Annotated in this window: 10 protein-coding genes; 1 reads left to right on the top strand and 9 read right to left on the bottom strand. The window is 64.7% G+C overall.

Annotation, left to right across the window (positions count from 1 at the left end):
• Positions 1 to 32: 32 nt before the first annotated feature.
• The 8 genes from IVB36_RS23990 to IVB36_RS24025 form a co-directional block, all read right to left on the bottom strand.
• A complete protein-coding gene (locus IVB36_RS23990) occupies positions 33 to 1,337 on the bottom strand; it encodes a TRAP transporter large permease subunit (protein ID WP_018453768.1) in 1,305 nt (434 codons plus the stop codon).
• A gap of 34 nt (positions 1,338 to 1,371) precedes the next feature.
• Positions 1,372 to 1,965: a TRAP transporter small permease gene (locus tag IVB36_RS23995; protein WP_018453767.1), complete on the bottom strand. Its 594-nt coding sequence runs from the start codon at positions 1,963 to 1,965 to the stop codon at positions 1,372 to 1,374.
• A gap of 9 nt (positions 1,966 to 1,974) precedes the next feature.
• On the bottom strand, positions 1,975 to 2,973 hold the full coding sequence (locus tag IVB36_RS24000; RefSeq protein ID WP_018453766.1) for a TRAP transporter substrate-binding protein: 999 nt from the start codon (positions 2,971 to 2,973) through the stop codon (positions 1,975 to 1,977).
• A 39-nt stretch (positions 2,974 to 3,012) separates the two neighbouring features.
• Positions 3,013 to 4,671 carry a hydantoinase B/oxoprolinase family protein gene (locus IVB36_RS24005; protein WP_018453765.1) on the bottom strand — a complete coding sequence of 553 codons (1,659 nt, stop codon included), beginning with the start codon at positions 4,669 to 4,671 and terminating at the stop codon, positions 3,013 to 3,015.
• Positions 4,672 to 4,673: 2 nt separating this feature from the next.
• On the bottom strand, positions 4,674 to 6,758 hold the full coding sequence (locus IVB36_RS24010; RefSeq protein ID WP_018453764.1) for a hydantoinase/oxoprolinase family protein: 2,085 nt from the start codon (positions 6,756 to 6,758) through the stop codon (positions 4,674 to 4,676).
• A 141-nt stretch (positions 6,759 to 6,899) separates the two neighbouring features.
• Positions 6,900 to 7,706 carry an NAD-dependent protein deacetylase gene (locus tag IVB36_RS24015; protein ID WP_018453763.1) on the bottom strand — a complete coding sequence of 269 codons (807 nt, stop codon included), beginning with the start codon at positions 7,704 to 7,706 and terminating at the stop codon, positions 6,900 to 6,902.
• Between the two features lie 52 nt (positions 7,707 to 7,758).
• Positions 7,759 to 8,595: an SDR family oxidoreductase gene (locus IVB36_RS24020; RefSeq protein ID WP_247294038.1), complete on the bottom strand. Its 837-nt coding sequence runs from the start codon at positions 8,593 to 8,595 to the stop codon at positions 7,759 to 7,761.
• An 80-nt stretch (positions 8,596 to 8,675) separates the two neighbouring features.
• Complete coding sequence (locus tag IVB36_RS24025) at positions 8,676 to 9,989, bottom strand: solute carrier family 23 protein (RefSeq protein WP_085394694.1); 1,314 nt, start codon at positions 9,987 to 9,989, stop codon at positions 8,676 to 8,678.
• 124 nt (positions 9,990 to 10,113) lie between these two features.
• Between IVB36_RS24025 and IVB36_RS24030 the strand changes: the two genes are divergently transcribed.
• The gene (locus IVB36_RS24030) at positions 10,114 to 11,448 is read left to right on the top strand and encodes a dicarboxylate/amino acid:cation symporter (protein ID WP_018453760.1); all 1,335 of its coding nucleotides are present in this window, start codon (positions 10,114 to 10,116) and stop codon (positions 11,446 to 11,448) included.
• A gap of 187 nt (positions 11,449 to 11,635) precedes the next feature.
• Here the strand turns inward: IVB36_RS24030 and IVB36_RS24035 are convergent, their stop codons facing one another.
• The gene (locus IVB36_RS24035; protein WP_247294036.1) at positions 11,636 to 13,249 is read right to left on the bottom strand and encodes an ABC-F family ATP-binding cassette domain-containing protein; all 1,614 of its coding nucleotides are present in this window, start codon (positions 13,247 to 13,249) and stop codon (positions 11,636 to 11,638) included.
• Positions 13,250 to 13,281 lie beyond the last annotated feature (32 nt).

The following is a 13,281-nucleotide window of genomic DNA, read 5'->3' on the forward strand; positions in this document are numbered from 1 at the left end:
CCGTCCCGGCTGAGCGGCCGGGACGGCGCAATCTATCCGTACAACACCCTCGGCAGGATCGTGACTATGCCGGGCCAGAGCGTCAGCAGCAGCACGAATCCGACCATGATGAGGAGATAGGGCATCGTGACGCGCGCGATGTAGCCGAGGCCGTCGTCGGTCAGGCCTTGGATCACGAACAGGTTGAAGCCGACCGGCGGCGTGATCTGGGCCATCTCGACCGCGAGCACGAGGAAGATGCCGAACCAGATCTCGTCGAAGCCCGCGCCCTTCACGATCGGCAGCACGATCGGCAGCGTCATCACGATCATCGAGAAGCCATCGAGGAAACAGCCGAGGATCAGATAAAAGATAATCAGCACCACGATCAGCATGAACGGCGATAGCCCCAAGCCCTTCACGAAGGCGGCGACTGCCTGCGGGATGCCGAGGAAGGCCGCGGCGTTGCCGAGGATCGAGGCGCCGAGCACGATCAGCGCGATCATCGAACAGGTCACGACCGAGCCGATCAGCACGTCACGCATCACCTGCTGCGACATCGAGCCCTGCGCCCAGGCGACCAGCGCCGCGCCGAACACGCCGACCGCGGCGGCCTCCGACGGCGTCGCCAGCCCGCCATACATCGAGCCGAGCACGCAGGCGATCAGGAACAGCGCCGGCGCGAGGTCCTTGAGCGCCGCAAACCGTTCGCGCCATGGCACTTGCGAGAGCTTGGCTTCCGCCTCCGGCACCATGCCGGGGTTAAGGGTCGTGTGCAGCATCACCCACCCCATGAAGGTGGCGGCCAGCAGCAGTCCGGGCAGCACCCCGGCCGTGAACAGTTTCAGGATCGAGACGTCGCCGAGCACGCCGTAGATGATCATGATGTTGGATGGCGGGATCAAAAAGCCGAGCGTGCCGGCGCCGGCGAGCGAGCCGATCGCGATGTCGCGGGAATAGCCGCGGCGCAGCAGTTCGTTCAGGGACATGCGGCCGATCACCTGCGTCGTCGCCGCCGACGAGCCGGAGATTGCGGCGAAGATGGTGCAGCCGATCACGTTCACATGCAGAAGACGACCCGGCAAAAGCCCCGCCCAGGGCGCGAGCCCCTGGAACAGAGAACGTGACAGACGGGTGCGAAACAGCAACTCGCCCATCAGGATGAACAGCGGCAGCGCCAGCAGTTCCTGCGTCGTCAAGATGTTCCAGGCGTATTGCGGCAGCAGCTTGTCGAGCGGGATTGAGCGGAACATCGCCAGCAGCAGCGTTGCGGTGAGCGCAAGCGTCAGGCCGATCCATACGCCGCATGCCAGAAGCGCAAACAGGATCCCGAAGAGAGCAATGACTTCGATGGTCATGGTATCCGGTGTCTGCTGGCTGGCGCGTGGGCGATCATTCGACGGGCGAGGCCTTCATGCGGTGGTCCTCCAGCGGCAGGCCGAGCACGGCCTGGATCACGCGCGCCAGGAACTGCAGCGTCAGCAGCAGCATGCCGAAGGTGACGACGGCCTGTGGAAACCACAGCGGGGTGTCGCTCGAGGTCGAGACCTGGCCGCGCACATAGGCGCCGAAGGCGAACTTCGCCATCGACGATGTCAGGAAGGCCATGAAGGCGAAGCCGGCGGCGGCCGACAGGATTTCGATCGCGCGCTGAAACGGAGCGGGGACGTTCTTCAGCAGCAGCACGACACGGATATGGCCGCCGACGCGCAGGGTCATGGCGGCGCCGAAGGTGAAGGACGCCGCCATCAGATAGGAGGAATACTCCCACGCGATCGAGATTGTGGGCGGAAAGAACGGCAGGAAGTTCGAGAGGAAGCGCGTTGCGACCTCGCACAGCATCAGCAGCGTCAGCATCAAGAGGCAGCCGCCACCGATCCAGCCGTCCAGCCGGCCAAGACGGTCGATGCCGTCGAGCAGGATGCGCAGCGGCTCCGGCGCCGCCGCGTTGAGACTATGGGACGACGCAGGCAAAACATCCGCCACTGCAAGTCCTCAGCGCTTCATTTCCGCGAGATAGGCCCGCACCGGCTTGTCGGCCGCCGGCACGCGCTTGACGAAAGCGTCGAGCTGCGGCGCGGTCTTGGCGCGAATGTCCGTGATCATGGCATCCGAGACCGGCACCACCTCCATGCCGCCTTCCTTGAGCCGGTTGAGGCTGTCGACGTCCGCCTTGAGCGAGTTCGCCCAGAAGCCCGGCTCCATCTTCGCGGCAATGCCGGCGACGAGCTGCTGCTGATCGGCACTCAGCGCCTTCCAGGAATCGAGGTTGACGGTGAGCATCTGCGACGACCAGACGTGGTTGGTCGGGTAGATGTATTTCAGGAATTCCCAGAATTTTCCGTCGACGCCCGACACCGACGAGGTGGATACGCCGGAGACCGCGCCCGACGCCAGCGCCGGGATGGTCTCGCCCCACGGAATCATCACCGGCGCCATGCCGACCACGGCCAGCATGTCGACGGCGTTCTTGTCGGGCACGCGGATCTTGATGTTCTTCAAGCCGTCGACATCGGCGACCTTGACCTTGAGATGCAGATATTGCGTCGGCCAGGGCACGATGTAGAGGATCTTCTGGTTGTTGCGCGCGGCGACCTTCTCGTATTCGGGCCGCACGTATTTGTGCAGCACCTTCAATTCGTCCATGGAGCCGCAGAGAAAGGGAATGCTTTCGACGCCCATGAAGGGTTCGTCGCCGACCTGCTGAATATTGAGGACGTCGGCGAGCGGCACCAGACCGTCGCGGACGGCGCGCAGATGCTCGGGGCCCTTGAAGCCGAGCTGTCCACCGGCCTTCACGGTGATCGCGACCGAGCCAGCCGTCTGCTTCTTCACCTCTTCCGCGAAGGCAAACGCGTTCTGGGTGTGGAAATTGCCGTCGGGCCATACCGTCGACATGTCCCAGCTTACCGTCGCCGCTCGCGCGCGGGTCGAGATGTGGCCGGCTGCGAGCAGCGTCGCTGCGCCCGCGGTAAAAGTCCGTCGCGTGATCATTGAGCCCCTCCGTTTGCTACGCGCACGACGCCTGAAGCGTCATCGCGTGTGCCCATAAATTTCAACCGCATTGTCGGCAGACACGAGGCCGCTTTCGATGTCGTCGTTGACGGCTGTCGGCGCGCGCTCCCGGGGATCGCCGATGCCGGCGCCGCCTGGTGTCAGCACCACCAGCCGGTCGTCCGGCGGCACCTGCTGAAAGCCTTTTCCACGCAGCTTCTTGCCGGACTTCAGGCCGACATAGCCGGCCTCGCCGTTCTTGCCGCCATCACGTCCGCGTGGCGGATGATCGATGCGATCGAATGCCGCCAGGATGTCGAACGGCCCATCGACACCGCTGCCGACCTCGATGATCTGGCCGAGGCCCCCGCGGGTTCGCCCTGCCCCGCCGGAATCCGGACGCAGTTCCTTGCGCCAGAAGATCAGCGGCGTCTGCGTCTCGGCGATCTCAACCGGCGTGCCGCGCACGCCGCTGGGATAGGCGGTCGCCGACAGCCCGTCCTTCGCGAAGCGCGCGCCGGTCCCGCCATTGGAGGTCACCGCCATCGAAAATCCGTAATTGCCGCCGGCGCCCGAGCGGGTCTGGCCGCGCACGTTGAGATTCCACAGGCACGAGGTGCCTTCCGCGGGCACGCGCTCGGGAATGATCTGGCGCAGGCAGCCGAACACGACATCGGGCAGCATCTGGCCGATGATGTGGCGCGAGGCGACCGGCGCCGGCTTTGGCGCATTGAGGATCGCGCCTTTGGGAGCCGACACCGTCAGTGGCGAGAGCGAACCGGCATTGTTCGGAATCTGGGAGGCGACGACGCAGCCGAGACCGAACACGGTGTAAGCGATGGTGTAGGACAGAGGCACGTTGATGCCGAACCTGGACGCGGCCGAGGTGCCGTCGAAGTCGACGTGGATGCCTTCGTCCGAGATCGTCAGCACGGCGGCCAGCGTGACCGGCTCATCATAGCCGTCGACCACCATGGTGTTGCGCCAGCTGCCTTTCGGCAGTTTGGCGATCTCGGCCAGCACGGCCTCGCGCGAGCGGTCGCAGATGTAGTCGCCGAGCGCATCGAGCGAGTCGATGCCGAACTCGGTCATCATCTCGACCAGGCGCTCGCAGCCGACGTCGTTGCAGCCGGCGAGCGAATAGGTATCGCCCTCGGTGTCGATCGGCAGCCGCGTGTTGGTGCGGATCATCGCCATCAGCGTCTCGTTGACGACGCCCTGGTCGATCAGCTTCAGCATGGGGATGTAGAGCCCCTCCATGAACACGTCGGTGGCGTCGGGTCCGAAGCCGATGCCGCCGATGTCCATGAGATGGCTGGTGCAGGAAAACAGCGCGACCGGCTTGCCGTCCTTGAAGCAGGGCGTGGTGACGACGAAATCGTTGAGATGGCCGGTGCCCATCCAGGGATCGTTGGTGATGTAGGCGTCGCCCTCCTTCATCGTCTCGATCGGAAAGTGGGCGATGAAGTGCTTGACCGATTCCGCCATCGAGTTGACGTGGCCGGGCGTGCCGGTCACCGCCTGCGCCAGCATCCGTCCCTTGAGGTCGAACACGCCGGCCGAGAGGTCGCCGCATTCGCGCACGATCGGGCTGAAGGCCGTGCGGAGCAGCACCTGCGCCTGCTCCTCGACCACGGCGATCAGCCGGTGCCACATGATCTGAAGGTCGATCAGGCTCGCGCCGCTTGCCTTGCTCATGATCAGGCCGCCTTCCGTTCCATGACGATGCTGCCGGCACCGTCGATATGGGCATCAAAACTGTTGGAGACGAACGTCGAGGTCTCGTCCTCCGCGATCACGGCGGGACCTGCAATCGTCGCGCCTGGCGCCATGTCCTCGCGGCGATAGAGCGGGATCTCGATCACCTCCCCGACCCGGCCATCGAAGAACTTGCGGCTGCCGGTCGCCTTCCCGGCGGGCTTGCGCGTAACGGCCGCGACAATAGGCGGATTGCGCGCCTCGGTCGTCGCAAGCACCGACCAGCTCAAGACCTCGATCGCCGCACCCGGGATCGGCCGCTCGAACATCACCGCATAATCCGCCTCGAACTTCTGACGCAGGCCGGCCAGATCGGCCGTCGCCAGCCGCCGGTTCGGCAGTTCGATCGAGATCTCATGGCCTTGACCGACATAGCGCATGAAGGCCGCGCGGCGCTCGCGGACCGGCGCGCCTGCCGCACCCGTCTCGACCAGCGCACGCGCTTCGGTCACCATCTCCTGGAGCAGATCGGAGACCCCTTCGGTGTCGAAATCGTCGAGCCGCACATGACGGCTGCGCACCAGCTCGTAGGCGATCGGAGCCGCGAGGAAGCCAACGGCCGAGCCGACGCCGGCATTGGAAGGAACGATCACGCGGGAGACACCGATCTTCTCGGCGACGCGCGCCGCATGCAGAGGCGCCGCGCCGCCGAAGGCGATCAGCGTGTGCTGACCGACAATCTCACCGCGCTCGACCGCATGCACGCGCGCCGCGCTCGCCATGTTCTCGCAGACGACCTCGTGCACGGCATAGGCCGCAGTCTCTGCCGACAGACCCAGCGGCTCGCCGACGCTGCGCAGCAGCGCCTGCTTCGAGAGTTCAGGGTCGAGCTTGATCGTGCCACCCGCGAAGTCGTCCGGATCGATCATGCCGAGCGCGACGTCGGCATCCGTCACGGCCGGGCGCAGGCCGCCGCGGCCGTAGCAGGCGGGCCCGGGCTCCGACGAGGCACTCTCAGGACCGACCGTGACGCGCTTCATCGCATCGACATGGGCGATCGAGCCGCCGCCGGCGCCGATCTCGACCATCTCGATCACGGGAATCCGCACCGGCAGACCCGAACCTTTCAGGAAGCGCGCTGCGCGATCGACCTCGAACACGCGCGAGGTCTCGGGCTGGTATTTTTCGATCAGACAGATCTTTGCCGTGGTACCGCCCATATCGAAGGACAGCACCTTGCTCTCGCCGAGACGCGCCGCGATCTGCGCCGCGAAAATGGCGCCGCCGGCAGGACCGGATTCGACGAGGCGCACCGGAAAGCGCCGCGCCGTCTCGATCGAGGTGACACCGCCGCCGGAGGTGACGAGATAGATCGCGCCGCGGTACTGCTCGACCTGCAAGGCGTCGGACATGCGAGCGAGATAACCATCGATTAGCGGCTGCACATAGGCGTTGGCCACTGCAGTCGATGTGCGCTCATATTCGCGGATCTCCGGGCACACCGCGGACGATACGGTCACGGAAATGCCGGGCATCTCCTCACTGATGATCGCGGCCGTGCGGCGCTCGTGCTCGGGATTGGCGTAGGAGTGCAGGAACGCGATTGCGACGCTCTCGACGTTCAGCGCGCGCAATCTTGGCGCGAGCGCGCGCACCGCCGCTTCGTCCAACGGGAGGCGGACGGCGCCATGCGCGTCGATGCGCTCGGGCACGGTGAAGCGCAAAGATCGCGGCGCCAGCGGCTTCGGCTTGTCGATGGAGAGGTCATACTGGTCGTAGCGGCTCTCGGTGCCGATATCGAGCACGTCGCGAAAGCCCTCGGTCGCGATCAACGCCGTCTTGGCGCCGCGACGCTCGATGATGGCGTTGGTCGCGAGCGTCGTGCCGTGAATGAAGACGTCGATGTCGCTGATATAGGCGCGCGCATCAGCGAGAATGAGCCGCATGCCGTCCAGCACCGCCTCTTCCGGCCGCTGCGGCGTCGTCAGCAATTTGCGCGTCTTGCGCACCTCGCCCACGTCCAGCACGATGTCGGTGAACGTGCCACCGATATCGACGGCAAGCCGCACCTCGGCTCCCTCAAGCATTCCAAACTCTCCGTGCTGATCGTCAAGACCGAGGACAAAAGCGCAGCAATTTCCATGCCATGGATGACAGGAACATGCTGCCGTCCAGCTATTCTGCTTGGCACCCATGCAATAGGCAAGGCGTGTTCGCAGGCCGCGCGATCAGAGCAGGAATGCAAGCGCCGCTTCGCAGCGCTCCTCGACCTTCAGCGTGAGGAGATCATCGGCGCGGGTGCGTCCGAGATTGACCGCAGCGATCGGGATTTGCCGTTGCGCGGCCGCCTGCACAAAGCGGAAACCGGAATAGACCATCAGTGACGAGCCGACGATGAGCATGGCGTCCGCCTGCGCCAGATGATCCTGCGCGGTCACGACCACGTCGCGCGGGACGGTCTCGCCGAAGAACACGACGTCGGGCTTGAGGATGCCGCCGCAGGATTCGCAGGCCGGCACCTTGAACGACGAAAAATCCGCATGCTCCAGGTCCGCATCGCCGTCGGGCGCATCGGCCGCGTCGAGCGTCAACCATTCCGCATTGGCGTGGCCGAGCGTCTTCTGGAATTCGCTCCGCGGGGTCTTTTGACCGCAGCCCATGCAGCGGACCAGATCGAGCCGGCCGTGCAGGTCGATCACCTGGCGGTGGCCGGCGGATTGATGCAGCCGGTCGACGTTCTGGGTCAGCAGCATTCCGCAACGCCCGCTCGCCTCGAGCCGGGCGAGCGCGTGATGCGCATCGTTCGGCCTCGCCTGGCCGAACCGCCGCCAGCCGATCAGGCTGCGCGCCCAATAGCGCCGACGCGTATGCTCTTCCGACATGAAAGCCTGGAAGTTCACCGGCTGGGTCCGCTTCCAGTTGCCGTGACTGTCGCGATAATCGGGGATGCCCGAATTGGTGCTGCAGCCAGCGCCGGTCAGCACGAACAGATTTTCGTGCCGTCCGACGAAATCGCGGAGCGGATGATTTGCCATGACGCAGATGTAGTCTGCGCAGGCCGGTTTTGCCAGATGGCGAGGAAGCCCGCTAGCTTGCCCAGTTCTCGCGGAATTCGGGAAACAGCGTCAGACCTCCGCACGCATAGATGGTCTGCCCCGTGATGTAGCTGGCCTCATCCGAGGCGAGGAAGGCGAACACGCCGGCGATCTCCTCCGGCGTGCCGACACGGCCGAGCGGAATGTGGCTGGTGACCACACCGCGCTTTTCCGGATCGCCGGTCCAGGCCGCGTTGATTGGGGTGTCGATCGCGCCTGGACCGACCGCATTGACGCGAATGCCGCGGCCGGCGAATTCGAGTGCCAGCGTGCGTGTCAGATTGGCCATGCCGCCCTTGCTGATGGAATAGGCGAGGTAGCCGGGTTTCGGGATGATCTGGTGGACGCTGGAGCAATTGATGATGCTGCCGCCTGCGCCGCGCGCAACGAAATGCGCGAGCGCCTTCTGGGCGCAGAGCACGGCGCCGTTGAGATTGACGTCGATGATGCGGCGATAGGTGTCGATGTCGAGCGCCTCGCTCGGCGATTCCCGCTGGAAGCCCGCATTGTTGACCAGGCAGTCGAGACGCTTCCAGCGCGCCAGGATCGTCTCGAACATCGCGGCTACGTCCTGCTCGTTGCTGACGTCGGCCCTGACGACGATATGGTCGAGCTTGCCGTGGCCGCGATCGCTCGATGCCGTACGCGCGGACGCGAGCACCTCCTCTGCCTTTTCCGGATGATCGACATAGTTGATGGCGACGGTCGCGCCTTCCTGGGCAAGCCGAATGGCGACGGCGCGGCCGATGCCTTGCGAGGCGCCCGTCACCAGCGCGTATTGGCCGACGAGGCGCGAAGAAAAGGTGGTCGAGCGGTCGATATGTGGCATCGTTCTTCTCCGGGGGACACATCAACATGGAGGGAACCGGCGTTTTGTTCCATCCGTCGGCGCACCGCTGGGATTCACTCCTAGCGGCGAGCCAGTCGCGAAGTCAGGATCTGGTACAGGATGATGGCGCCAAAGGTTGCGGTGCCGATCCCGCCGATCGTGAAGGCGCCGAATTTGAGCGTGAGGTCGCCGGCGCCTGCGGTGAGCGCGACCGCGACGGTGATCAGGTTTGCCGGACTTGAGAAGTCGACCTTGTTCTCGACCCAGATCCGGCCGGCCATTGCGGCGATCAACCCGAACAGCACGATCGAGAGCCCACCGATGACGGGACCCGGGATCGACAGGACCAGCGCGCCGAATTTCGGCGAGAAGCCGAGCACGATCGACACCATCGCCGCGAAGGCAAACAGCAAGGTCGAATAGACCTTCGTCGCCGCCATGACGCCGATGTTTTCGGCATAGGTGGTGACGCCGGTGCCGCCGCCGCAGGCGGCCACCATGGTCGCGAGGCTGTCGGCAAGCAAGGCGCGGCCGAGATAGTCATCGAGGCTCCGGCCCGTCATGGCGCCGACGGCCTTGATGTGACCGAGGTTCTCGGCGACGAGAATGATCGCGACCGGCGCGATCAGGACGATTGCATCGGCCTGGAAGGTCGGCGTGGTAAGACTCGGCAGGCCGATCCACGACGCAGCCGAAACTTGCGTGAAGTCGATCGGCCTGCCGAAGCCGAGGCCGTTCGCGAACAGCAGGTACAAAAGATATCCGCCGATCGCGCCGAGAATGATCGGCAGGCGGCGCCACAGGCCAGGCGCGCCAACGGCAACCACGCCGATGATCAGAACGGTCGCGAGCCCGATTCCTGTGTCGAACGCATTGGCGCTCACTGCCTTGACCGCCACCGGCGCGAGGTTGAGGCCGATCGCGGCGACCACAGCGCCGGTGACGACCGGCGGCAACAGCTTCTCGATCCAGCCAACCCCCGACCACATCACGACCAGCGCGATCAGGCCGTAGAGGACGCCGGCTCCTACGATGCCGCCAAGCGCAACCGACAGGTTCGGGTTCGGCCCGTGCCCGGCATAGCCTGTGGCGGCGATCACGACCGCGATGAACGCGAAGCTCGAGCCGAGGTAGCTCGGCACGCGCCCCGCGACGATGACGAAGAAGATCAGCGTGCCGATGCCGGAAAACAGCACCGCAACATTGGGATCGAACCCCATCAGCAGCGGCGCGATGATCGTCGAGCCCGACATTGCGACGCAATGCTGGAGACCGGAGACGACGGTCTGGCCAAGCGGCAGCCGCTGCTCGGGCATGATCACGCCGGAGGACTTCAGAATCCAACGCGGAAAATAGCCTTGCGCTCGCTCATCGGAGCCCGTTGCAATCGGCATGTTCCCCCCAGTTGCGGTGCAGCGACAGATCTTCGTGCGAACAGATAAAAATGTGATTGTCGCTTCTGCAGCGGCCATCACATGATGCAAATCAAACAAGATCAATACGTCCGGGGCCTATTCTATGACACACATTGCGATCCAGCCAGCCGTCCACCGCCGGCACCAGCCCTGGTACAAGATCCTCTACATTCAGGTGCTGATCGCGATCGCACTCGGGGTGCTCGTCGGCTATTTCTATCCCGATCTCGGCAAGGCCCTGAAGCCGCTCGGCGACGGTTTCATCGCGCTGATCAAGATGATGATCGCGCCGGTGATCTTCTGCACCGTGGTGCACGGCATCTCCTCGATGGGCGACCTCAAGCGCGTCGGTCGGGTCGGGCTGAAGTCGCTGATCTATTTCGAGACGGTCTCGACCGTGGCGCTCGCGGTCGGCCTGCTGGTCGGCGAGGTGCTCCAGCCCGGGCACGGCTTCAACATCGATCCCGCCACGATCGACCCGAAATCGGTGGCGACCTACGTCACCAAGGCCAAGGAAGAAGGCATCGTCGCCCATCTGATGGCGATCATCCCCGACAGCTATCTGGGCGCCATCGCACGCGGCGATCTGTTGCAGGTGCTACTGATCTCGATCCTGTCGGGCTTCGCCATCGCGTTCCTCGGCAAGGCCGGCGAGCCCATTGCGGAGGCGATCGACAAGGCCGCAAAGATGTTCTTCGGCATCATCCGCATCATCGTGCGCGTCGCCCCGATCGGAGCGTTCGGCGCGATGGCGTTCACCGTCGGTGCCTACGGCCTCGGTTCGCTGCTCAACCTCGCGGCCCTGATCGGCACGTTCTATCTCACCAGCATCCTGTTCGTGGTGGTCGTGCTCGGCGCAATCGCGCGGCTCGCCGGCTTCTCGATCTTGCGTTTCATCGCCTACATCAAGGACGAGCTGCTGATCGTGCTCGGCACCTCGTCATCAGAAACGGTGCTGCCGCAGATGATCCAGAAGATGGAGCATCTCGGCGCCTCGCGTTCGGTGGTCGGCCTCGTCATTCCGACCGGTTACAGCTTCAACCTCGACGGCACCAACATCTACATGACGCTGGCAACGCTGTTCCTGGCGCAGGCGACCAATACCCATCTGACCATCTGGCAGGAGCTCGGCATTCTCGGCATCGCCATGATCACCTCGAAGGGCGCCTCTGGCGTGACGGGGGCGGGCTTCATCACGCTGGCGGCGACGCTCTCGATCGTGCCCGACATCCCGATCCAGTCGATTGCGATCCTGGTCGGCATCGACAAGTTCATGAGCGAGTGCCGCGCGCTGACCAATCTGATCGGCAACGGCGTCGCCTGTGTCGTCATCAGCATCTCCGAAGGCGAGCTCGACCGCGATGCGCTGCACGAGACCATGGCCCATCCGCTGGAGATGGGTGAGGCGCTCGAACCGGGCGGCAGCGCCGCCTCCTAGGCCGCGCGCAGGTTGGGCGGCGTCCGGTTCCAACGCGGTAGTTTCCCGGAGTGGTAAATTGGAGCGACGCGAGTCACAACTGCTGCGTTGGGATCACGGATTGATACTCATCTTTTTCCACCCGACGCGCTGGGGGCAGGGCGTCGGGTTTTTGAAAATTGTCGTCGTGCCGAACCGCAAAGCGGGATCAAATGATCCTGCAACCGGCGCGCTGCCTCGGGGCAGCAAGATCGAGCCGTCGGGTAATCCCGATCGCCTGCAAAAACGCCTCATCATGACTGACGACGAGCAGCGCGCCGTCATAGGCCCTCAAGCCCGCTTCGACGGCTTCGATGGATTCGATGTCCAGATGATTGGTCGGCTCGTCGAGGATCAGCAGCGACGGCGGCATCGCTCCGCCCAGCACGCAGGCAAGGCCTGCACGAAACATCTGCCCGCCGCTCAAATGTCCCGCAATCTGCAAGGCGGCATCGGCTCGAAACATGAACCGGGCCAGCGCCGCATGGCATTCATTTGCACCCGCCTTCGGATGGAAGCGCCTGAAGTTATCCAGGATGGAGACCGCGGGATCGAGCAGGCTGGCCTTCTGATCGAACAGCGCAAGATCCGGCCTGACCCGCATGGTGCCGGAGAGCGGACGTAGTTCGCCGGCGACGAGTTTCAGCAGCGTCGTCTTGCCGGAACCGTTGGGTCCGACAATTGCCAGGCGCTCCGGACCAACGATCGCGAGCGATAGATCGCGCAAGACTTCCCGGTCCGGCCGATAGCCGGCGCTGACGCAATCGAGCCAAACCACCTCCCTGCCCGCTGGCAGCCGGGTCGAGGGCAGCTTCACCGACAGCGGCTGAAGAATCTCGATGCGCCGGCGCGCCGTATCAAGGGCCTCAAGCGCATCCGCACGCCGCCGCTCGGCGATCTGCGCGGTCTTGCCGCCGGTGTCTTCGCTACGGTCCTTGCGTGCGCCGGCCAGGATGCGCGGCATGTCGCCCTTGGCGCGCTTCTTCTTGCCCCCGCCGTCCTTGCGCGCTTTCCTCTCCGCGGCCTCCTGCGCTTTCCCGTCGATCTCGGACAGGCGCCTCTGGGCATGCGCGAGGTCGTGCCTGACAGCCGCGAGCGCAACGGCTTTCTGCTCGCAATAACTGCTCCAATTGCCGCCGTATCGCGTAGCTCCGAGCGACCTCAGCTCGACGATCGCATCCATGGTTTCGAGCAGGCTCCGATCGTGGCTGACGACGATCGCCCCACCGCGCCAAGACGCAAGGAAATCGATCACCGCCTTGCGCCCCTCCCGATCGAGATTGTTGGTGGGCTCGTCGAGCAGCAGGAAGTCTGGCTCCGCAAAGATCAGCGCGGCCAGACGAACCCGCGTGACCTGCCCGCCCGACAGGCGGTCGAGCTCGATCTCCGGAGCGACGTCGAACCCGACACGCGCAAGGGCGGACGTAAGCCGTGTTTCGAGGGTCCAATCGACCTCGGAAACCTCCTCGGCCAAGGCATCCCCGCGCTCGGCACGGCGAAGCACATCGAGCGCGGCTCGCGCACCGAACAGGTCGATCACCTTCGCGCCCGCAAGGGGCTGGACGTCCTGGCGCAACAGACCAACGGTTCCGTTGATAGCAACGCGCCCCGATTGAGGAATGTGCTCTCGCGAAATCGACGCAAGCAGCGTCGTCTTCCCGACGCCGTTGCGGCCGACGAGGCCGGTCCGCTCGGCGCCGAACGTCAGATCGATATTGGAAAAAAGAGAGCGGCCGTCAGGCGAGGACAGCGACAGGTTGGACAGGATGATGGAAGCAGGCATGGAATTCCCCGTGAGCAAGGCAGGTCGGCTTT

This window comes from Bradyrhizobium sp. 35, from assembly GCF_023073215.1.
In the GTDB taxonomy this organism is placed as follows: domain Bacteria; phylum Pseudomonadota; class Alphaproteobacteria; order Rhizobiales; family Xanthobacteraceae; genus Bradyrhizobium; species Bradyrhizobium canariense_D.